This is a genomic window from Mesorhizobium sp. WSM4898 (assembly GCF_029625845.1).
Taxonomy (GTDB): Bacteria; Pseudomonadota; Alphaproteobacteria; order Rhizobiales; family Rhizobiaceae; genus Mesorhizobium.
This window is the reverse complement of the sequence record NZ_JARTVQ010000001.1, coordinates 1-20,789: the sequence shown is the minus strand read 5'-3', so window position 1 is coordinate 20,789 and position 20,789 is coordinate 1. Positions and strand designations below refer to the sequence as shown.

The 20,789-nt window shown below is 64.1% G+C and carries 19 protein-coding genes; 18 read left to right on the top strand and 1 reads right to left on the bottom strand.

The genetic code is table 11. From position 1 onward, the window contains the following. Positions 1 to 16: 16 nt before the first annotated feature. The 7 genes from P9228_RS00095 to P9228_RS00065 all read left to right on the top strand — a co-directional run bounded on the left by P9228_RS00095 (position 17) and on the right by P9228_RS00065 (position 6,651). Positions 17 to 712: an aspartate/glutamate racemase family protein gene (locus P9228_RS00095; protein WP_278051618.1), complete on the top strand. Its 696-nt coding sequence runs from the start codon at positions 17 to 19 to the stop codon at positions 710 to 712. A gap of 126 nt (positions 713 to 838) precedes the next feature. Then, positions 839 to 1,234, top strand: a complete 396-nt coding sequence (locus P9228_RS00090) for a DUF4345 family protein (protein ID WP_067324963.1) — start codon at positions 839 to 841, stop codon at positions 1,232 to 1,234. A 247-nt stretch (positions 1,235 to 1,481) separates the two neighbouring features. Next, a complete protein-coding gene (locus P9228_RS00085; protein ID WP_067324965.1) occupies positions 1,482 to 2,042 on the top strand; it encodes a F0F1 ATP synthase subunit delta in 561 nt (186 codons plus the stop codon). Next, positions 2,042 to 3,571, top strand: a complete 1,530-nt coding sequence (gene atpA / locus P9228_RS00080) for a F0F1 ATP synthase subunit alpha (RefSeq protein WP_067001528.1) — start codon at positions 2,042 to 2,044, stop codon at positions 3,569 to 3,571. The genes P9228_RS00085 and atpA overlap by 1 nt, the downstream gene beginning before the upstream one ends. Before the next feature lie 34 nt (positions 3,572 to 3,605). After that, a complete protein-coding gene (locus tag P9228_RS00075; RefSeq protein ID WP_067001531.1) occupies positions 3,606 to 4,490 on the top strand; it encodes a F0F1 ATP synthase subunit gamma in 885 nt (294 codons plus the stop codon). A 75-nt stretch (positions 4,491 to 4,565) separates the two neighbouring features. Then, complete coding sequence (gene atpD / locus P9228_RS00070; RefSeq protein ID WP_067002177.1) at positions 4,566 to 6,146, top strand: F0F1 ATP synthase subunit beta; 1,581 nt, start codon at positions 4,566 to 4,568, stop codon at positions 6,144 to 6,146. Positions 6,147 to 6,243: 97 nt separating this feature from the next. Beyond that, complete coding sequence (locus tag P9228_RS00065; protein WP_067001534.1) at positions 6,244 to 6,651, top strand: F0F1 ATP synthase subunit epsilon; 408 nt, start codon at positions 6,244 to 6,246, stop codon at positions 6,649 to 6,651. Between the two features lie 259 nt (positions 6,652 to 6,910). Here P9228_RS00065 and P9228_RS00060 read toward each other — a convergent pair whose 3' ends face one another. Continuing rightward, complete coding sequence (locus tag P9228_RS00060) at positions 6,911 to 8,452, bottom strand: mannitol dehydrogenase family protein (protein ID WP_278051601.1); 1,542 nt, start codon at positions 8,450 to 8,452, stop codon at positions 6,911 to 6,913. A gap of 181 nt (positions 8,453 to 8,633) precedes the next feature. Here P9228_RS00060 and uxaC point away from each other — a divergent pair, with 181 nt between their 5' ends. From uxaC to P9228_RS00005, 11 genes are all read left to right on the top strand, one after another. Further along, positions 8,634 to 10,037, top strand: coding sequence for a glucuronate isomerase (uxaC, locus tag P9228_RS00055; protein ID WP_278051599.1), 1,404 nt, complete (start codon positions 8,634 to 8,636; stop codon positions 10,035 to 10,037). 64 nt (positions 10,038 to 10,101) lie between these two features. Next, positions 10,102 to 10,233 (top strand): hypothetical protein, encoded by a 132-nt coding sequence (locus P9228_RS00050; protein WP_278052899.1) that lies wholly within the window; start codon positions 10,102 to 10,104, stop codon positions 10,231 to 10,233. Between the two features lie 51 nt (positions 10,234 to 10,284). Then, positions 10,285 to 11,046: a FadR/GntR family transcriptional regulator gene (locus P9228_RS00045; protein ID WP_082953895.1), complete on the top strand. Its 762-nt coding sequence runs from the start codon at positions 10,285 to 10,287 to the stop codon at positions 11,044 to 11,046. A 114-nt stretch (positions 11,047 to 11,160) separates the two neighbouring features. After that, positions 11,161 to 11,928, top strand: coding sequence for a 2-dehydro-3-deoxy-D-gluconate 5-dehydrogenase KduD (gene kduD, locus P9228_RS00040; protein ID WP_278051596.1), 768 nt, complete (start codon positions 11,161 to 11,163; stop codon positions 11,926 to 11,928). Positions 11,929 to 11,960: 32 nt separating this feature from the next. Beyond that, complete coding sequence (locus tag P9228_RS00035; RefSeq protein ID WP_095782624.1) at positions 11,961 to 12,290, top strand: cupin domain-containing protein; 330 nt, start codon at positions 11,961 to 11,963, stop codon at positions 12,288 to 12,290. A 234-nt stretch (positions 12,291 to 12,524) separates the two neighbouring features. After that, entirely contained in the window at positions 12,525 to 13,271 is a 747-nt protein-coding gene (locus P9228_RS00030) for a sulfotransferase (RefSeq protein ID WP_067324977.1), read from the top strand. Next, entirely contained in the window at positions 13,268 to 14,227 is a 960-nt protein-coding gene (locus P9228_RS00025; protein ID WP_067324979.1) for a hypothetical protein, read from the top strand. Before P9228_RS00030 ends, P9228_RS00025 begins: the two co-directional genes overlap by 4 nt. A 219-nt stretch (positions 14,228 to 14,446) precedes the next feature. Beyond that, complete coding sequence (recQ, locus tag P9228_RS00020; RefSeq protein ID WP_278051581.1) at positions 14,447 to 16,312, top strand: DNA helicase RecQ; 1,866 nt, start codon at positions 14,447 to 14,449, stop codon at positions 16,310 to 16,312. A gap of 564 nt (positions 16,313 to 16,876) precedes the next feature. Next, a complete protein-coding gene (locus tag P9228_RS00015; protein ID WP_347404246.1) occupies positions 16,877 to 17,416 on the top strand; it encodes a sulfotransferase in 540 nt (179 codons plus the stop codon). A gap of 767 nt (positions 17,417 to 18,183) precedes the next feature. Beyond that, on the top strand, positions 18,184 to 19,140 hold the full coding sequence (locus P9228_RS00010) for a DUF1403 family protein (RefSeq protein ID WP_063169437.1): 957 nt from the start codon (positions 18,184 to 18,186) through the stop codon (positions 19,138 to 19,140). 2 nt (positions 19,141 to 19,142) lie between these two features. After that, positions 19,143 to 19,805 carry an SMC-Scp complex subunit ScpB gene (locus tag P9228_RS00005; RefSeq protein WP_063169436.1) on the top strand — a complete coding sequence of 221 codons (663 nt, stop codon included), beginning with the start codon at positions 19,143 to 19,145 and terminating at the stop codon, positions 19,803 to 19,805. Positions 19,806 to 20,789: the final 984 nt, after the last annotated feature.

Here is a 20,789-nt window from a genome sequence, read left to right as displayed (position 1 = left end):
ACGGAGTGCTCGCTTTATGAAAACCCTCGGCCTTATCGGCGGCATGAGCTGGGAATCGACGGCAATCTACTACCGACTGCTCAACGAGATCGTGCGCGAGCGGCTGGGCGGGCTGCATTCGGCGAAGCTGTTGCTCTGGTCGTTCGACTTCGCCGAGATCGCCGAACGCCAGCATGCCGGCGACTGGGACGGCGCCGGTGTCCTTCTGGTAAAAGCAGCGCGCAAGCTGGAGGCCGGCGGCGCCGAGGGCCTGATGATTTGCACCAACACGATGCACAAACTCGCCGACACGGTGCAGGCGGCCATCTCGATTCCGCTTCTCCATATCGCCGACGCAACTGGACACGCTGTTGTCGCTGCAGGCGTGAAGCGCCCGGCGCTGCTCGCGACGCGCTTCACCATGGAACAGGATTTCTATAAAGGGCGGCTCGCCGACAAATACGGCCTGCAGCCGGTCGTGCCCGGCCGGGCCGGCCGCGACATGGTGCACCGGCTTATCTATGATGAGCTCTGCCAGGGAGTCGTCAAAGCCGACTCGAAGTCCGCCTATGTCGAGGAAGTCGGCCGTCTGCGGCGCGACGAAAAGATCGACGGCCTCATCATGGGCTGCACCGAGATCACCATGCTGATCGGCCAGGGCGATTTCGACATGCCGGTGTTCGACACCACGCGCATCCATGCCGAGGCAGCGATCGAGTTCGCATTGTCCTGATCGGGCGCTCTTCTGTCGCGTCTTGTCTTGCGTCCTGTCAAATGTGCCGGCCGCCATCTGGCGCGCGGATTTTCCTCGGCTAGAATGCCGGCTATTTCAGAACAAGACTTTACGAGGGGGGATCAGATGGAGTTCGCGTTTCCGTGGCCGGCGAGCCAGGGCGAGTGGCTGGCATGGTCGAGCGCCGTCGTGACGCTGCTCATCGGCCTCGTCCTCTTCCTGGCGCCGAATCTCGCCTTCCGCATCCTGCGCCTGCAAGCGAAGCCGGAGAAAGCGGCGGCGATCGCCGAAGGGCGCGGCCGCATGTCGGGCTTCTATCTCGGCGTCAGCCTGTGCTGCATCCTGCTCGCGCAGCCGCTGCTCTATATGGCGCTCGGCTTCTCATGGCTGTTCACCGCTTTCGGTCGGCTTTTGTCGATGATGTCGGACGGCGCCAACACACCTTTCAACTGGGCTTCCATCGTGGTTGAATTGGCCCTGGCGGCGCTGCCGCTTGCCTTCGCCTTCGGCTTCGTACCGTGAATTCGTGACTAATCCGCCGCTCAGGCTCGGCCTTCGCCGCCTGATGCGACAAAAGTGCCTGAAAACCATGCCGGACGATGCATTGCGGTCTCAAAAGGCCTGTGCTAGACGGCAATCGACTTTCGGCCGGGGATAGCGGAAGCCATCCCTCCGTGCTTGGAAAAATCGTAGTAAGGTCAAAGATTTAGCCAGAGTTTTCGCTCGCGCCAACAATCTGCGGCCTGTCAGACAAGAGAAAAGACGGTCCGTGGCCCAATCGTCATCGCCAATCTCAGCTGTCGCAGAGCGCTATGCAAGCTCGTTGTTCGAGCTCGCGCTGCAGGAAAATTCGGTCGCCCAGGTCGAGGCCGACCTCAACGATTTCGAGGCGATGCTGAACGGCAGCGCCGACCTTGCCCGGCTCATCAACAGCCCGGTGTTCTCCAGCGACGATCAGGCCAAGGCGATCGGGGCGATCATCTCCAGAGCCAACATCACCGGCCTCGTCGGCAATTTCCTGCGCGTCGTCGCCCGCAACCGCCGCCTGTTCGCCGTGCCCGGCATGATCAAGGCGTTCCGCCAGATTGCCGCCGACCACCGTGGCGAGGCGTCCGCCGAAGTCACCTCCGCGCATGCGCTGACGGATGCGCAGCAGGCCGAACTCAAGGCGACGCTGACCGGCATCGCCGGCAAGGATGTGGCCATCGCCATGACCGTCGACCCGTCGCTGCTCGGCGGCTTGATCGTCAAGATGGGCTCGCGCCAGATCGATACGTCGCTCAAAACCAAACTCAATTCGCTCAAGCTTGCACTGAAAGAGGTCGGCTGATGGACATCCGCGCCGCGGAAATTTCCGCAATTCTGAAAGACCAGATCAAGAATTTCGGCAAGGAGGCCGAAGTCTCCGAAGTCGGCCAGGTTCTGTCCGTCGGTGACGGCATTGCCCGCGTCTACGGGCTCGACAACGTCCAGGCCGGCGAGATGGTCGAATTCCCGGGCGGCATCCGCGGCATGGCGCTGAACCTCGAAGCCGACAATGTCGGCGTCGTCATCTTCGGCAACGACCGCGACATCAAGGAAGGCGACACCGTCAAGCGCACCGGCGCCATCGTCGATGTTCCGGTCGGTCCCGGCCTGCTCGGCCGCGTGGTCGACGCGCTCGGCAATCCGATCGACGGCAAGGGCCCGATCCAGGCGACCGAACGCCGCCGCGTCGACGTCAAGGCGCCCGGCATCATTCCGCGCAAGTCGGTGCATGAGCCGATGTCGACCGGCCTCAAGGCCATCGACGCGCTGATCCCGGTCGGCCGCGGCCAGCGCGAACTGGTCATCGGCGACCGTCAGACCGGCAAGACCGCCATCATCCTCGACACGATGCTGAACCAGAAGTCGGTGCACGACAACGGCCCGGAGAAGGAGAAGCTCTACTGCGTCTACGTCGCCGTCGGCCAGAAGCGCTCGACCGTCGCGCAGTTCGTCAAGGTGCTGGAGGAGCGCGGCGCGCTCGACTACTCCATCATCATCGCCGCGACCGCGTCGGATCCGGCGCCGATGCAGTTCCTGGCGCCGTTCGCCGGCTGCACCATGGGCGAATATTTCCGCGACAACGGCATGCATGCCCTCATCAGCTATGACGATCTGTCGAAGCAGGCCGTCGCCTACCGCCAGATGTCGCTGCTGCTGCGCCGCCCGCCGGGCCGCGAAGCCTATCCGGGCGACGTGTTCTACCTGCATTCGCGCCTGCTGGAGCGCGCCGCGAAGCTCAACGACGATAATGGCAACGGCTCGCTGACCGCGCTGCCGATCATCGAGACGCAGGCCAACGACGTGTCGGCCTACATCCCGACCAACGTGATCTCGATCACCGACGGTCAGATCTTCCTCGAGACCAACCTGTTCTTCCAAGGCATCCGCCCGGCGGTGAACGTCGGTCTGTCGGTGTCGCGCGTCGGCTCCTCGGCGCAGGTCAAGGCGATGAAGCAGGTCGCCGGCTCGATCAAGGGCGAACTCGCGCAGTACCGTGAAATGGCGGCCTTCGCGCAGTTCGGCTCCGACCTCGACGCCGCCACGCAGCGTCTGCTCAATCGCGGTTCGCGCCTGACGGAGCTCCTGAAGCAGCCGCAGTTCTCGCCGCTCAAGACCGAAGAGCAGGTCGCGGTGATCTTCGCCGGCGTCAATGGCTATCTCGACAAGCTGGCGCTGAATCAGGTCGGCAAGTTCGAGCATGGCCTGCTCAGCCACATGCGCTCGGCCGGCAAGGACGTGCTCGACGGCATCCGCAAGGAGAAGGCGCTGTCGGACGACCTGCGCGGCAAGCTCAAGGCCGAGATCGACGCCTTCGCCAAGACCTTCGCTTAACGAGCAGCCGGACGCACGGGATCAGGTTTGAAGCATGCCTTCATTAAAAGACCTTCGTAACCGTATCGCCTCGGTCAAGGCGACGCAGAAGATCACCAAGGCGATGCAGATGGTCGCCGCGGCGAAGCTGCGTCGCGCGCAGGAAGCGGCGGAAGCGGCGCGTCCCTATTCCGAGCGGATGGGGGCGGTGCTGGCCAACATCACCCAGGCGATCGGCGGCGGCGGCGATGCGCCGGCGCTGATGACCGGCACCGGCAGGGACGACGTGCATCTGCTCATCGTCTGCACCGCCGAGCGCGGCCTGTGCGGCGGCTTCAACTCCCAGATCGCGCGCCTGGCCCGCGAGCATATTCGTAAGCTTCTCGCCGACGGCAAGCAGGTCAAGATCATCTGCGTCGGCAAGAAGGGTTTTGACATCCTGCGCCGCGAGTACGGCTCGCTGATCCTCGAGCGCGTCGACTTGCGCGAGGTCAAGACGCTCGGCTTCGTCAATGCCGATGCGATTGCGCGCAAGGTGATCAATCTGTTCAACCAGGGCGGCTTCGACGTCTGCACGCTGTTCTATTCTCAGTTCAAGTCGGTGATCAGCCAGATTCCGACGGCGCAGCAGATCATCCCGGCGGCCCCGGCTTCCGCCGCTGCCGAGACGAGCAACGGCGCCACGGCCGTCTACGAATACGAGCCGGAGCCGGGCGAGATCCTCTCCGACCTCATCCCGCGCAACATCGCGGTGCAGATCTTCCGCGCGCTGCTGGAAAACGCGGCCGGCGAGATGGGCGCCAAGATGAGCGCGATGGACAATGCGACGCGCAACGCCGGCGATATGATCAACAGGCTGTCGATCACCTACAATCGCCAGCGGCAGGCGCAGATCACCAAGGAACTCATCGAAATCATTTCGGGCGCCGAGGCGCTCTAGGCGCGCCCCGCCGCCGAGGCCATCGACCTCGCGGCAGACGGCGTGAGCAACAGACAGACGAAAAGGGCAAAGACGATGGCGAAAGCAGCTACCCCGAAGACCGCCGCCAAGGCGGCACCGGCCCCCAAGGCGGCAAAGGCTCCGGCAGCAGCCGCGAATGCCGCTCCGGCCAAGAAGGCGGCCGCTCCGGCCAAGGCAGCGGCTCCGGCGAAGGCGGCCAGCGTTGCGGCGAAGCGGGTCGGCGCCGCCGGCAAGGTGCGCCAGGTCATCGGCGCCGTCGTCGACGTCCAGTTCGAAGATCATTTGCCGGCCATTCTGAATGCGCTGGAAACCGACAATGTCGGCAACCGCCTGGTCCTCGAAGTCGCCCAGCATCTCGGCGAGAACACCGTGCGGTGCATCGCCATGGACTCGACCGAAGGTCTCGTGCGCGGCCAGGATGTCTATGACACCGGCGGACCGATTTCGGTGCCGGTCGGCCCGGGCATGCTCGGCCGCATCATCAACGTCATCGGCGAACCGGTCGACGAGGCCGGCCCGGTCGACGCCGTCGAAATGCGCGCCATCCACCAGCCGGCCCCGGCCTATGTCGACCAGTCGACGGAAGCGCAGATCCTGGTCACCGGCATCAAGGTTCTCGACCTGCTGGCGCCTTACGCCCGCGGCGGCAAGATCGGCCTGTTCGGCGGCGCCGGCGTCGGCAAGACCGTGCTGATCCAGGAGCTGATCAACAACGTCGCCAAGGCCCACGGCGGCTTCTCGGTGTTCGCCGGCGTCGGCGAGCGCACCCGCGAAGGCAACGACCTCTATCACGAGTTTATCGAATCGGGCGTCAACAAGAAGGGCGGCGGCCAGGGCTCGAAGGCCGCGCTGGTGTACGGCCAGATGAACGAGCCGCCGGGCGCGCGCGCCCGCGTCGGCCTGACCGGCCTCACCGTCGCCGAGTATTTCCGCGACCAGGGCCAGGACGTGCTGTTCTTCGTCGACAACATCTTCCGCTTCACTCAGGCGGGATCGGAAGTGTCGGCGCTGCTCGGCCGCATCCCCTCGGCCGTGGGCTATCAGCCGACGCTCGCCACCGACATGGGCGCGCTGCAGGAGCGCATCACGACCACGACCAAGGGTTCGATCACCTCGGTGCAGGCCATCTACGTTCCGGCCGACGACTTGACCGACCCGGCGCCGGCCACGTCCTTCGCCCACCTCGACGCCACGACCGTGCTCAACCGCGCGATCTCGGAAAAGGGCATCTACCCGGCCGTTGATCCGCTCGATTCGACCTCGCGCATGCTCGACCCGATGGTTGTCGGCGAGGAGCACTACCAGGTCGCCCGCCAGGTGCAGTCGATCCTGCAGCGCTACAAGTCGCTGCAGGACATCATCGCCATCCTTGGCATGGACGAGCTGTCGGAAGAGGACAAGCAGACCGTTGCCCGCGCCCGCAAGATCGAGCGCTTCCTGTCGCAGCCGTTCTTCGTCGCCGAAGTGTTCACGGGCTCGCCCGGCAAGCTGGTCGACCTTGCCGACACCATCAAGGGCTTCAAGGGCCTCTGCGCCGGCGATTACGACCATCTGCCCGAAGCCGCCTTCTACATGGTCGGCGGCATTGAGGAAGCGGTCGAGAAGGCGCAGCGCCTGGCGGCTGAAGCGGCGTAAAGAAGCGAATAGCGAATAGGGAGTAGCGAATAGGGATCAGTGGGCCGGCCGAGTTTTTCACTACTCGCTACTCGCTATTCCTACTCGCTAGATTGGCATGGCTGAAGCTTTCAAGTTCGAATTGGTCTCGCCGGAGCGGCTGCTCGTTTCCGAGCAGGTCGAGTCCGTCGTCATCCCGGGCGCCGAAGGCGAGATGACCGTGATGGCGCAGCACGCTCCGGTCATGACCACGATCAAGCCCGGCGTCGTCACGGTGAAAACCGCGGCGGGCAAGGAAGAGCGCTACGTCGTGTTCGGCGGCTTCGCCGACATCCTGCCCTCCGGCTGCACGCTGCTGGCCGAATCGGCGGTCGCCGTCGGCGACATCGACCGCGCTGACCTCGCCCGCCGCATCCAGGAAGCCAGGGAAGACGCCGCCGACGCCAAGGACGACGAGGCCCGCAGCAAGGCCGAGCAGTTTCTCAGCCAGCTCACCACGTTGGAAGGCGCGCTGCTGCCGGCCTGACGGCGGCGTCTTACGATGGACTGAAAGAGAGCGGGCTTGCCCCGGGGCTTGCCCCGCTTTTTTGTTTGCGCCGTTTTCTCGTTTTCTCGTTTGGGAGACGGTCCGCCCTGCTTGTCAGGGTGTCGTGCCGTTTCATGCAAACGGCGAGCCGCTCTAATCTCGTCAGCAAGGCAGTGCGCCTGTTCTGAAACTCGAACGGGGGCCGACTATGCCACACGGCAGGTCGTGAACGGTCGGGCGAGTAGTCGGTACAGACGCGCTACTCGGCCAGCTGGGGCGGTTCTTTGCCGATGCCGATCGCCGCGAGAGCCAGCTTCGGACCGCCCTGCTTGAAATGGACGAGATGAGTGGCGACAGACTCGATCAACTTCTGTCGCTCCGGATGAGCTTTGGCAAAGCCGGCGAGGTCGAACACGGCCTCCGTCATCTCCGCCGTCGGCAGAATCCGGGCGAAGATGTCGCTGAGGGCGGTATCGAGTGGATCGGTGAAATGGCCCTCCGGCAAGCTGCCACCGCGCGCGGCGCATGCGGCGATCCAGGCGGCGACCACCAGCGTCAGGTGTACGAACTCGGTCCCGGCTTCGAGGCATTCGATGGCTGACGCGACGATGCGCTGCGGCAGTTTCTGGCTGCCGTCATTGGCGATCTGCGCCGTGCGATGGGCAAGCGCGGTGTTGGAGAAGCGCTGGGCGAGCTCGGCCGTGTAGGCGGCCGTATCGAGACCTGCATCCTGGGGCAGCGTCGGCACGGCTTCGGCCCACAATGCGTCGACAAACCGTCGGATCGACGGGTCGGCGAAGGCGCGGTCGACGGTGGCGTGGCCGCTGAGCAGGCCAAGATAGGCGATGCCGGAATGCGCGCCGTTGAGCAGCCTCAGCTTCATGTCCTCGAAGGGACCGACATCCTCGACCATGGTGACGCCGAATTTCTCCCAGGCCGGCCGCCCGGTGGGGAAACGCTCCTCAATCACCCATTGCCGGAACGGCTCGGTCATCACCGGCCAGGCATCCTCGAGACCAAGCTCGCCGGCGATGCGGGCGCGGTCGGCGTCGGTGGTCGCCGGCACGATGCGGTCGACCATGGAAGACGGGAAGGCCACTTCGTTGGCGACATGGCTGGCGAGTTCGGTATCGCCCTGTCGAGCGAGCCCGGCATCGCCCTGTCGAGCGAGCCGTAAGTCGCGCAGTTTCGCGAACTCGAGCAACAGCTTGTGCAGCGTGGCGCCGTTGGCCGGAAGGTTGTCGCAGCACAGCACCGTGAAGGGCGGCGTGCCGGCGGCGCGGCGGCGCGCAAGCGCCTCGGCCAGGAAACCATGCGCCGTCTTCGGCGATCCAGGGTTTCCCAGATCGTGGACGATGTCGGGATGAGTTTCGTCGAGCCTGCCGTCGGCGGCCCTTAGATAGGCCTTTTCGGTGATGGTCAGCGTGACGATGCGGGTGCGCGGATCGGTGAGCGCGGTAAGCACAGCGTCCGGATCTTCGGGCGCCACCAGCAACGACAGGATCGAGCCGATGATCTGCAACTGCTCGCCGGCGCTTTCCCTCACCGCCAGCGTGTAGAGACCGTCCTGCGGCGACAGCGCATCGCGTGTGTCGGGACTGCGCAGCGAGAGGCCAATGATGCCCCAACCCGTATCGCCATCGGCCAGGCAGGCGTCGACATAGGCCGCCTGATGAGCGCGATGGAAGGCGCCGACGCCGAGATGGACGATGCCGGGCGTCACGGCGCCGCGATCGTAGCGGGGTATGGCGAATGTGCCCGGCAGCTGCGCGATCGTGGCGTTCGACAGTCGGCTGTTCATTGGTTTGAAGTCTCCGATCGGCGCGTCGAGCCTGGCAGGAATGGCGGCAGCGGCGTAGCACCCGCCGCTGCCCCGTACAATGGCCGGGCTTTATGCAAAAGTCATCATACAACCAGCTGGTTTTTGTATGTTGACATTACTCTTTGTCAATCTACCAATGGGTTAGCCTGGGAGGAGCGAAGTGGCTGCATTGACTGATCCGGACCTGCTGTTCGCGCCGGAAACGCGAACGCTGGCTCGTGCCCTTCATGCAGGGGTCAAGGACCTGCCGATCGTCAGCCCGCATGGCCACACGGACCCGCGCTGGTATGCGCTCAACAAACCCTTTCCCGACCCGGCGCAGCTCCTGATCGTGCCGGACCACTACATCTTCCGCATGCTGTTCAGCCAGGGCGTTCGGTTGGAAGAACTCGGCGTGCCGACGCTCGACGGTGCACCGGTCGAGACCGACGGCCGAACGATCTGGCGGCGCTTTGCCGAGCATTACTATCTCTTCCGCGGCACGCCGACCCGGCTCTGGCTCGACCATGTGTTCGAGCATCTGTTCGGCATCGACGAGCCGCTCAACGCCAGCACCGCCGATCGGTGCTACGACACGATCGCGGCGATGCTTCAGCGCGCCGACTATCGGCCGCGGGCGCTGTTCGAGCGCTTCAACATCGAGGTGATCGCCACCACCGAAGGCGCGCTCGACGATCTCAAATGGCATCGCATGATCCGTGACAGCGGTTGGCAGGGCCGCGTCGTTACCGCCTACCGGCCGGACGCCGTGGTCGATCCCGATTTCGAAGGGTTTCTAGCCAATCTCGATCGCCTGGGCGAAATCACCGGATGCGACACCGGCACATGGGCCGGCTATCTCGAGGCGCACCGAAAACGCCGCGCCTATTTCAAGGAATTCGGCGCCACCTCGTCCGATCACGGCCATCCGACCGCCGACACCGCCAATCTTTCCGACACGGCGGCGCAGGAACTGTTCGACAGCATCCGCCGCGGCTCGGAAGACGAGCGCGAGCGAAAACTGTTCCGCGCCCAGATGCTGACCGAGATGGCCAAGATGAGCCGCGACGACGGGCTGGTAATGCAGATCCATCCCGGGTCGTGGCGCAATCATTCGCCGGCTGTTTTCCAGAAATTCGGCCGCGACAAGGGCTTCGATATCCCGACCCGGACCGACTATGTGACGGCGCTGAAGCCGCTGCTCGACTGCGTCGGGCTGGAGCGTGACCTGACGATCATCCTGTTCACGCTCGACGAGACGAGCTATGCGCGCGAGCTGGCGCCGCTCGCCGGCGTCTATCCGGCGCTGAAGCTTGGGCCGGCCTGGTGGTTCCACGACAGCCCGGAAGACATGCGCCGCTTCCGCGAAATGACCACCGAGACGGCGGGCTTCTACAATACGGTCGGCTTCAACGACGACACGCGCGCCTTTCCATCGATCCCGGCGCGCCACGACGTCGCGCGGCGTCTCGACTGCGCCTTCCTGGCGCGGCTCGTCGCCGAACATCGGCTGCGCGAGGAGGAAGCGCATGAGCTGGCGCGCGAGCTTGCCTACACGCTTGCCAAGAAGGCGTACCGGCTCTGAGGCGGTCGCCAGGATTTGAGAGGCATGAAGTTCCGCGTCATCCAGTCGGACGTCTTGGTCGAACATGGTCGGCAAGATCACGGTCTGGGAAGCGATGCGCTCGATCTGGCCGTTCTACGGCGCGGGTATCGTGGTTCTGGCGCTGGTGACGTATATTCCCGCGATCTCGCTGTGGTTGCCAAGTGTCTTCAAGTAGGCGTCCTCAAATAGGGCGTTCAGATAGGGGAGTGCGACGGTGGCCGGGCCCATGACGGATCTCAGGGTCGAACGGAAGCCGAAGCTGTCGGAAACGGTGGTCGCGGCGATCCGCAAGCAGCTGTTGGCGGGCGAGATCCCGCCCGGGCACAAGCTGCCGACCGAAGGGCAGCTCACGGAAACCTTTGGCGTCAGCCGCACCGTCATTCGCGAGGCGCTGGCAAAGCTTGCCGCCGACGGTCTCGTCGAGGCGCGGCAGGGCGCCGGCGTCTTCGTAACCGAACACATCTCCACCACGCTCGGCGTTTTAGCCGCCGATATGGGCGCCAAGGATTCGATCGCGCTCAACGTGCTCGAGGTGCGGCTGGCGATCGAGATCGAATCGGCCGGCCTTGCCGCCATCCGCCGCAACGCGGCGCAAGAGGCGGCGATCCAGGAGGCTTTCTTCGAGTTCGAGCGGCTTCTGCTCGCCAGCCAGCCGACCGGTCCGGCGGATCTCGCCTTCCATAGGGCAATCGCCAGCGCCACCAATAACCCGTTCTATGTCGAGATGCTCGACGTGCTCGGCCGCCGCGCCATCCCCTGCGACGTCACCTCGCCCTGGTCGGCCGAGCTCGTCCAGTCCGACGAGTACCAGCGCGGCCTGCAGCGCGAGCATCTGGTGATCCTCAACGCGATTTCGGCGGGCGACGCCAACGCCGCGCGCGAGGCGATGCGGGCACATCTCACCTCCAGCCAGCAGCGCTACCGCGAGCGCCTGCAGGCGCGGCAGGCCTATTACGCAAAGTCCGTGGCGGCTGCGTCGACCGGATAATCATTCGAGCAAGGTAGAGATGGACCAGACACACACCGGCGCTTTCATCTGGGCCATGGCTGGCGACAATGTCGACCATATTGACGTCGACCAGGTGGCGATGGACCAGCTCAAGTGAGCGATCTTTTCGCCTTCAGCCTTGCGGGAAATCGCATCCTCGTAACCGGCGCCAACACCGGCATCGGCCAAGGCATTGCAGTGTCGGTCGCGCGCGCCGGCGGCGCCGTCATCGGCGTCGGGCGCTCGGCGATGGATGAAACCGCGGAGAAGATCGCGGCCATTGGTGGCCAGTTCGAAACCGTGGCCGCCGATCTCGGCGATCCTGCTGCGGCTGCCGTCATGCTCGACCGGATATGGGACGAGAAGGGACCGCTCGACGGCTTGGTCAACAATGCCGGCATCATACGACGCGCCGACGCGGTCGATCTGACCGAAGCCGACTGGGACGAGGTGATGGACATCAATTTGAAGACGGTCTTCCGGCTTTGCCAGAGTTTTGCCAGACGCGTGCTGGCCGAGCCCGGGCGGCGCGGCAAGATCGTCAACATAGGCTCGGTGCTGAGCTTCCAGGGCGGCATCCGCGTCGCCTCCTACACCGCTTCGAAACATGGTGTGCTTGGCCTCACGAGGCTGCTCGCCTGCGAATGGGCGGCGAAAGGCATAAACGTCAACGGCATCGCGCCGGGCTATATCGAAACCAACAACACCGAAGCCTTGCGCGCCGACCCCGACCGCAGCGCCGCCATCCTCGGACGCATTCCCGCGGGGCGCTGGGGCCGGCCGGGCGACATCGGCGACGCGGCCGTTTTCCTGCTCGCGCCCGCGTCGGACTACATGCATGGCGCGGTGATGCCGGTGGACGGCGGCTGGCTGGCGCGGTGACCATTCTGCCAATTTCGAACGGAAGCTAAGCGATGACGCCTCTCTTTTCACATGCCGGCGAAAAAGCCTGGGAGCCGACGCCCGACGGCAACAGACGGCGCGTGCTGGTGCACACGGCCGAACTGATGATGGTCGAATTCGCCTTCGACAAGGGCGGCCTCGGCGCGCTGCATTCGCATCCGCACGTCCAGGCAAGCTATGTCGCCGAAGGCCGCTTCGAAGTCACCATCGACGGCAAGTCAGAGATCCTGGCAGCGGGAAGCAGCTTCATCGTGCCGTCCAACCTGGTGCACGGCGTCAGGGCGCTGGAAGCGGGGCGGCTGGTCGACAGTTTTGCGCCTTATCGGGCCGACTTCCTATAGCGATATTCCTGTTGCCAAAGAAAAACCCGCGCCGTGAGGCGCGGGTTTGTTGCCTGGGCGCTCGTGGCACCGCCGCGGTACTCAAACATTGCCGCAGGACGACAACGGTGCCGCAACATGGTGAAGATAGGTTTAACGAAGAGGACTGGCACTCTGCCGGCATATCGGCCAAAGAGACGGCGCGCCGCAGCTTTGGCAACGGATGAACTAAGCCGGCGGGAGCGGAAGTCGGAAATGGACGTCGCACGAAAATCAGAAGCCTTTTTGCGCAAGGCCATCAGGCGGCCGATCAGAGAGGTTCGGCGCTTGGCGCTGGATGTGAAGCGGCTGTGGCGGCTTTGGTTTGCTGGACGCTCGGCGCCTTACAAGAAGATATTCATTGCCGGTTGCGCGCGCAGCGGCACGACGCTGACCCAGCGCCTGATGGGGTGTTTCGAGGACACCTTCGTCCATCGAGCCGAAGCGAAATACACCCAGCTGGATATGTTGGACCGCTCCGAATCCAACCTTGTCGTCAAGCGCACGGATCGGGGTCATATGCATCTGGCGAAATTGCCCGCCGCCATTGGCCTGATCTATTGCGTTCGCCATCCTTTCGACGTGCTCACCAGCTCGCATCCGGAAAGCAGGGCGGAGCGCCGGTTCCATGTCACCTCCGAACGCTGGCTGGCCGAGTACGAGGCCTTGCTGCGGCTGAGAAAGGCGCAGCCGGAGCGCGCGATCGTCTATGTCCGTTACGAGGACATGATCGCTCGGCCGGACGAGGTCCAGGAGAGGATCGCGCGAGCATTCGACCTCAGGCCGCGTATCCGCTTCAGCGAGGATGCCGGCAACCCGATACGGGCAACATCGCTCAAGAAGTGGGAACGGAACGAGGAATACCTTGCCTATCTCAAAGCCCTGCCCGCCGCCTTCCTCGCCCGGCTGAGAGGGTTCTGTGACGAGTTCGGCTATGACATGCCGGAGTGGGCAAACGCATGACGTCGATGCTCGGCCTTTCAGCCGAACGGCGAGGACCGTTGATTACGCCCGATATGCTGCCGGGCGATGAGGGAGCCAGCATAAACGGCCCATCGCTGGTGAGGATGCCGGCGTGGGCGACCGGCCGGCTCGCAACGTATCACCTCTATTTCGCGCATCACAACGGCACCTACATCCGCCTAGCCTATTCAGATACGCTGCAGGGTCCTTGGAGCGTTCACCCGGGCGGCGTGCTTTCGCTTGGCGAATGTCCTTTTCTGAGGGATCACATCGCCTCTCCCGACGTGCATGTCGACGAGCAGACCCGACGCATCGTCATGTATTTTCACGGCCCCGAGCGACATGGCCGCGAGCAGACGACCTTTGCGGCGACATCGGTCGACGGCCTTTGCTTCAACCCCAGTCCCCAGGCGCTAGGGCCGTTCTATGCGCGGATCTTTCGGCATGACGGCTGGTGGTATGGGCTTTTCGGCACCGGCAGTATCAGGCTTCGCCGATCTATCGATGGTCTTTCCGGTTTCGAGGAAGGGCCGGTCGTGCTGCCGGGCTCGAGCCGGGTTCGGCCGCGGCATGTGGCGGTGCAGAAGAACGGGGATTCGCTGATTGTCTATTATACGCGCAAGGGCGACGCGCCGGAGCGCGTGATTTACGGCAGCATCGACCTTTCCAAGGACTGGCGGCGCTGGGTCGTGCGCGGCAGGACCGAATTGCTGAGACCCGGCACCGACTACGAGGGCGCCGGCCTGCCGGTTCGCCGCAGCAAGGCGGGCGTGGCAAGAAGCAAGGAGAACGGGCTGCGCGATCCGGCCATTTTCGAGGAGGATGGCCGGACCTGGCTGCTCTATGCCATTGCGGGCGAGAGCGGCATCGCGCTGGCCGAAATCCGACCGGGGGAACCCCGGGCTGCCGGGCTGCGAAAATTGATTGCGGATCTATGGAGCCGGCTTGGAGTCTAACGCGCCCTGCCTTTGCTAACCTCGGCTCAGTGGACACTGCCGACCGCCTTGCCCTGCCATCTCGGTATCGCCGGGTTGAGGCGCAGGGAGGAGCCGACACCTCCGGCAGAGACGGCGGCGCCGGCAGGCAAAAACGGCGGACAGCACGGGTTGCGATGGCGTTCGGGCGATCCGCGCCTTAAGAACGTGACCTCAGCCGAAACCGGGAATCACTCTCAAATGCAAAACGCGATGGCGGGGCGGGCATCGGTGGCGGGCATTGCGGCGGAGGGGCGCGATCCGAAGCGGCGCGTGCTGAAGGACGTGTTCGGCTTCGACGATTTTCGACCCGGTCAGGCCGAGGTGATAGAGGCGCTGCTGTGCGGCCGCCACGTGCTGGCGGTCATGCCGACCGGCGCCGGCAAGTCGCTCTGCTACCAGGTTCCGGCGCTGGTCCTTGGCGGGCTCACCATCGTCGTCTCGCCGCTGGTGGCGCTGATGCAGGACCAGGTCGCGGCGCTGCGGCTCGCCGGCGTCGCCGCCGATACGATCAACTCCTCGCTCGATCGCGATGCCAATGTCGCGGCGTGGCGCCGCGTCGCCTCGGGCCAGACGCGTCTGCTCTATCTGGCGCCGGAGCGGCTGATGACCGAGCGGATGCTCGACGCGTTGGCCAGGCTCGACATCCGGCTGATCGCCGTCGACGAGGCGCATTGCATCTCGCAATGGGGGCCAGCCTTTCGGCGCGAATATGAGGACCTTGCGCGGCTGCGGGACCTCTTTCCGAAAGTGCCGATGATCGCGCTGACCGCGACCGCGGACGAAACGACGCGCACCGACATTTCGGCGCGGCTGTTTGCCGAGCGTGTCGACACGCTGGTGCTGGGCTTCGACCGGCCGAACATCAAGCTTGCCATCGAGCCGAAGCAGGACAGCAAGCGCCAGCTGCTGCGTTTCGTCGAACGCCATGCGGGACAGAGCGGCATCGTTTATTGCCTGTCGCGCAGGAAGACAGAGGAGATGGCGGCCTTCCTCGAAAAGAACGGCGTCACCGCGCTCGCTTACCATGCCGGCATGAGCAAGGAGGCGCGGGACGCGAACCAAAACGCTTTCATGACGCTGTCCGGCGTGGTCATGGTGGCGACCATCGCCTTCGGCATGGGCATCGACAAGCCGGACGTCGCCTATGTCTTCCACACCGACCTGCCGGCGAGCCTCGAGGCCTATTACCAGGAGATCGGCCGTGCCGGCCGCGACGGGCGGCCGGCCGAGGCGCATATGCTCTACGGCCTCGGCGACATCCGCACGCGGCGCCTGTTCATCGACGACGAGGATGCCTCGCCGGAGCACAAGCGGCGCTCGCATGGCCGGCTGGACACGCTGATCGGCTATTGTGAGACGGCGCAATGCCGGCGCCAGGTCCTGCTTGGCTATTTCGGCGAAGGCGCCTCGCCTTGCGGCAATTGTGACAACTGCCTCAGCCAGGCGCCGCGCGCGGACGGAAGCATCGAGGCGCGCATCATCCTTTCGGCCGTCGCGCAAACCGGCGAGCGGTTCGGGGCCTCGCACATCGTCGACATCCTGCTCGGCCACGAGACCGAGAAAGTGCTGGCCCGAGGTCATCAAAGGCTTGCCAGCTTCGGCACCGGCGCGGCGCACAAGCGACCCGCGTGGCTGTCGCTGATCCGCCAGCTTGTGGCGGGCGGGTACCTGGTGCCGGACCCGGACGGCTATGGCGGCCTTGCCATTTCCGAGAGCGGCCGCGCGCTCGGGCGCGGCGAGATCGCCTTCGAGTATCGCGTCGAGACGCGGCACCGTTCCCTGCGCGACAAGGCGCGTTCGGCCCAGGCAGCGGCGGACGCCGAAGACCTGGACGCCGCGCTGCTCGCCACGCTCAAGGCGCTGCGGCTGCGCCTGGCGAAGGAACGCCAAGTCCCGGCCTATGTCGTTTTCTCCGATCGCACGCTGATCGCCATGGCCGAGCGCTGCCCGCGCGACCTCGCTGCCTTCGCCGAGGTGAACGGTGTCGGCGAAGCCAAGCTCAAGGAATTCGGCGAGGTCTTCTTGAGCGCGATTGCGGAGCATCAATCCGGCGGATCAGGTTGAGGCAAAATCGGCCGGCGCATCACGCTCGTCCGGCCCAACCTAAAAACCGGATCACGCATTCAAACGATGATTGCCCGCAGCCGACGCGCAACGCCCGCCCTCAAGTTGCGCCCTGGATGGCCCCGACCATGGTTCTCACAGCGTCCAAGGGCTGCAAGCCGGCCTCGCGCACCAGCGTGCACGCTGGCGCTCATGCTCGGCCGGTCATTTTCGGGCGATGGTGCCGCGGCCCTGCGGGCGCTCGTTGCGCATCGCCGAAGGTGAGCCGTTGAAATGTGAACGGCGCCGATCGGTGGTTCCGCGCCGTTCCTGTGGAAACATTCCTGTTGCAATCTTCGAGGCAAACAGCTCGAATAAAGTCTTTCCGGGGGAACAAGAATTGTGAACAAGGGTGTGGTACGGCTTATTCCAAAGCCGAGGGCCTCAATATTCATCTGTGGTTGCGGTCATACCGGGTCGACCTTGCTCGCCCGGATATTGGCCGCGCATCCGGATGTCTTCAGTGTTCCGCGGGAGACAAGCGCTTTCGTCTCGGACAAAGGCGCCAGATGGACTAAGCTAAGCTTGCTTTTGCTTGAGGCGGCGATTTCGCGCCGGAGCGTCTGGGTCGAGAAAACCCCCGGGCATATTCATTACACCCGTCAGATACGCGAGACGATCCCGGATGCCCGTTTCATCGTGGTGACGCGCGATGGCCGTGATGTCGTGGCATCGCTCGGGCAGCGCTACGAGGGCGATTTCGACAGAGCTTTCCAAAGGTGGGTCGCCGACAGCAGGGCCTCGATGCTCTGCATCGAGAGGGGCGGGGCCATGTTGTGGCGCTACGAGGACTTTATCGAGTCGCCTGCGCTCTCCATCGAACGGCTATGCCGCTTCATGGATGTGGCCTTCGATGCTGCCATCCTGGACTATCACCGGCATCCGGTCGTCTGGGGAAGGGCAAGAAGAGTTCGCACGGCGCATTCGGCTCGCCGTTCGACGCAGGTCAACCAACCGATCACCGACTACAGGGGCGGCTGGCGATCGAAGCTGCCTGCGGAATTCGCCTCGCGTTTCGAGGCAGGTGAGGCCCAGGAGCTGATGACCTATTTCGGATATCGCTGAGGGCGACTGTCGCGCTCCTTCGCCAAGGCTTCGGAGGCTATCTCGCTCGCTCTTAAGGGATTTGAGGCTTGTCCTGCGAAAGCGCGCAGCTCGAAGCAGGATGGCGGAGAGGGAGGGATTCCCTTTCACCTCTATGATACTGAAAATACTAGTCTTTTCGCGCTTTTTGTTACACAGTTTGTTACACAGCTACAACTACGATTTATAACCGCTCTAAGCTCGCAGCTTTTGGGCTCGCCTGCCCAATCCATCCGATCTGTCGAAACCGATGGCTTGTAGGACACTCCCGCGTGTGTACGTTGGGGCTTGGGTCAGAAGGTGACCCACAGCAAAGACGGGAGCGCCGCAGCGCAAAAGATCTCATCGGTCAAGGAACAGATAGTGAAGTAGCCTGTGACAATCGGCGCCAGCATCACCTCCAAAGCCGACCAGGAAAAACCCGCAAAAAACGTCGCCCTCAGATACCCCGTCGGCAATGAATATGGGACCGAAGTTGCGCGGCAGATCGGGCGTTAGATGCCTTCATGACATCTGAACCTGAGCAGGCTCCTACGCCGCGAGCCGGCACATTTCCGAACGGAGTTTCGTCCGGCTGCGCAAAAAGGTGCCCTGTCGAGACTTACTTGTTGGCCAAATGGCTTAGCAGGGACGAACTCGTGAAGAGATTGATAATGCAACACTATCAGTCGTTGTGCTGATCCGACAGGCTGTGCGTTTTGGCACGAAAATCATGGCGAAAAGCGCACCGGCACTTTACTCTCCAAATTATGATTCGCCTCGATCCCGCGACCGCCAGCTCCTCTGCGCCGCCCTCCGTTCCCGCGTGGGCGATCACAAGCGCCGGCGCGCCGAGTGACGGCGACGCCGCCTTCCGGGCCGGCGCCGCCCTGGGTGCCCTCGACACGCTCGCCCGCGCGCAGGCAGCCTGGGCCGGCGCTTGGCGGCAGCGGCTGGCGGTTCGCTGCGCCGCCTCCAGCATGCGGCTCGCCGGCCGCGCCGAGGATGCGGCCGCCTTGCGCGATGCCTGGCATTTGCGTCCCCTACGTGCTGACCCCGGTCCCGCAGGCGCCGTCTTTGGCGCCTGGCGGCAGTTGGCCAGGCAGCCGCCCGCCGCTACGCCCGGCCGGCTCGGGAAGATACTCGACCAGCTTGGCCTCCATTGGGACGGCGCCGCGCTCGCCGACCTTTGCACGCAGATCGAAAAACTCGGGGTATCCCAGCGGTCGGCGCCATTCGACGCCGCGGCGATCGCCGCTGAGGTCGTCGCCATGCGTCCCGATGCCGAAGTCTTTGGCTGGTGGCTCGCCGACCTGGTACTGGCGCAACGCCTGGGCTGGCCGCAGCCCCTGCCGCTCCTAATGGCGCAGGGTTTTGGACCATCTTTCCGCACCGAGGCCGGCGGTGGCCGGCGCATCCGGCCCGGGGACAAGAATTTTGAGCGGGCGGTTTGCATCGCGCTCGTCGCGGCCGCCGCGGACGCTTGTCGGTTGGCCGCCGAGCTGTCGCGCCGGGCCGAAAAACTCCTGGCGGTGGCGCCGAAACTGCGCGCCAAAGGCGCCGGCGACGTAATCTTTCTGCTGCTCAGTGAAGACGCCGTGTCCGGATCGCTGACGACGGACAATCTGTCGCGCTTTGCATCGCGACGGCTGTTCGAACGGCTGCAGCAACTGGAGGTCGTGCGCGAGCTCTCCGGCCGCCCCACATTCCGGCTGTTCGGGCTGTAGCGATGAGCGAAGCGTCCGCCCGCCGCAAGCCAAACGATCAGCCGGCGCTGCTCGACACCGAACTGGAACATCTGCCGCCGGAGCTGCGCTGGTGCGAATGGATGGCCCGCGTCGAAGCGGTGATCTTTGCGGCAAATGAACCGGTGACACGTAGTGTCCTCGCGCGGGTGGTGGGAAAAAACTGCAATATCGAGCTGATCATCGACGACATTCGCGCCGAACTCGCCGGCCGCCCTTACGAGCTGGTCGCGGTCGCCGGCGGCTGGCAGCACCGGACCAAAAAGGTTTTTGGCGACGCCATTCACGCAGCCTTCGGCACGGCAGCGGGCGAGGGAGCAAAAGAACTGTCGCAGGCGGAGGCGCTTGTCTTGATGTGCATTGCCTATTTCCAGCCGATCACCCGTGGCGAGCTGTCGAGCTTTTTCGGCAAGGAGGTGTCACGTGACCTGATCGGCGTGCTGCGCGCTGAGCAGCTGGTCGCCTCGGGGCCGCGCAGCCCGCAGCCGGGCGCGCCCTACACCTATGTGACGACCAAAACTTTTCTGTCGCAGTTCGGGCTCGACACGCTGCGCCAGCTGCCGGATTTCGAGGCGCTCGAGGACGCCGGGCTGCTGTCGAAGGAGAAGCTGCTGGATCATCCCAGGGTTTGCAGATATCGACGATGATGGCGCCAGCGCCGCGCTCGACGAATAGATGATCCCATCACGGCGGGACACACGCGATCTCGCCGCTCGTCACATAGAAGATTGCGCCACGCACGCCGTCTGGTCTCGCCGGCTGGGTCCTTCGCGTGACGGAAGGGAGGTGGCGGCACGCGTCCGCTTGTCGATGAAGGATAAGCGAACAGGCAATTGATCGAGCCTGGTCGCACATGTCGATCACCATTGAGAGCTCTCGAAGGGAGAAAGTTCAATTGAACCACGTCTACCTTGAGCTTCTCGCGACGATTGAGGCGTTAAGATCCAGCCCATCGGGGCGACCATTCAGACGCTGATGGACAAGGTTCGCGACCTTTCACAGACGATCAAAGCCCTGAAAGACGATCTCCACCAGACAGCCGGCTATGGCCTGCTAAGAACCTAGCCAGCCGGCGAGTGCCCATCCCGGCCATTGTCAGCGAGGCGGCCATCCCAACAAGATCGCCTTGCCGCCACCGCCAATGGCGGATGCTGACAGCAGCGCCATAAGAACGCCAACGTAGATGGGGAAGATCATCCTCGGGCTATTCGTCCTTCCAAATGACAGTCTTCCCCCGAAAATCCCAATGAAATTTGAGGTTGGCTTTCAGTACCTCGGTGGGGATCCTCGGCTCGATCGCTGTGTGGAGAGCGTTATACGTTTCTCGGCAGAAGCTCGGCGGCGGGACATTCAGCTTGTACCCCGACGGGTACCTAAAATCTTGCTGAGAATTCATCAGGTCAAGGTTGTTGGCAATCATCTTCACGTTCCCAATCGGCGGCATTCCTAGGGCCACTGCGGCTTCGTAAATGTCCTCGATCTTGTGACCGAAGCCGAGCCGGAGACCGCGTTTCGACACGCCCTTTGAAGCTAGATACGCTTTCAAGAGGAGTTCTAGGTGTGAGCTTTCGAGAGGTTGTCCATTCGGACCGGACCGAGGAGACTGGAGTTACCACGCTTCAGCATCCATC

Bases quoted from the DNA above. Each gene is read 5' to 3' on its own strand.
- P9228_RS00095 (WP_278051618.1), top strand. From the start codon at position 17: ATGAAAACCCTCGGCCTTATCGGCGGCATGAGCTGGGAATCGACGGCA.
- P9228_RS00090 (WP_067324963.1), top strand. From the start codon at position 839: ATGGAGTTCGCGTTTCCGTGGCCGGCGAGCCAGGGCGAGTGGCTGGCA.
- atpA (WP_067001528.1), top strand. From the start codon at position 2,042: ATGGACATCCGCGCCGCGGAAATTTCCGCAATTCTGAAAGACCAGATC.
- P9228_RS00075 (WP_067001531.1), top strand. From the start codon at position 3,606: ATGCCTTCATTAAAAGACCTTCGTAACCGTATCGCCTCGGTCAAGGCG.
- atpD (WP_067002177.1), top strand. From the start codon at position 4,566: ATGGCGAAAGCAGCTACCCCGAAGACCGCCGCCAAGGCGGCACCGGCC.
- P9228_RS00065 (WP_067001534.1), top strand. From the start codon at position 6,244: ATGGCTGAAGCTTTCAAGTTCGAATTGGTCTCGCCGGAGCGGCTGCTC.
- P9228_RS00060 (WP_278051601.1), bottom strand. From the start codon at position 8,452: ATGAACAGCCGACTGTCGAACGCCACGATCGCGCAGCTGCCGGGCACA.
- P9228_RS00050 (WP_278052899.1), top strand. From the start codon at position 10,102: ATGGTCGGCAAGATCACGGTCTGGGAAGCGATGCGCTCGATCTGGCCG.
- P9228_RS00045 (WP_082953895.1), top strand. From the start codon at position 10,285: ATGACGGATCTCAGGGTCGAACGGAAGCCGAAGCTGTCGGAAACGGTG.
- P9228_RS00035 (WP_095782624.1), top strand. From the start codon at position 11,961: ATGACGCCTCTCTTTTCACATGCCGGCGAAAAAGCCTGGGAGCCGACG.
- P9228_RS00030 (WP_067324977.1), top strand. From the start codon at position 12,525: ATGGACGTCGCACGAAAATCAGAAGCCTTTTTGCGCAAGGCCATCAGG.
- P9228_RS00025 (WP_067324979.1), top strand. From the start codon at position 13,268: ATGACGTCGATGCTCGGCCTTTCAGCCGAACGGCGAGGACCGTTGATT.
- recQ (WP_278051581.1), top strand. From the start codon at position 14,447: ATGCAAAACGCGATGGCGGGGCGGGCATCGGTGGCGGGCATTGCGGCG.
- P9228_RS00010 (WP_063169437.1), top strand. From the start codon at position 18,184: ATGATTCGCCTCGATCCCGCGACCGCCAGCTCCTCTGCGCCGCCCTCC.
- P9228_RS00005 (WP_063169436.1), top strand. From the start codon at position 19,143: ATGAGCGAAGCGTCCGCCCGCCGCAAGCCAAACGATCAGCCGGCGCTG.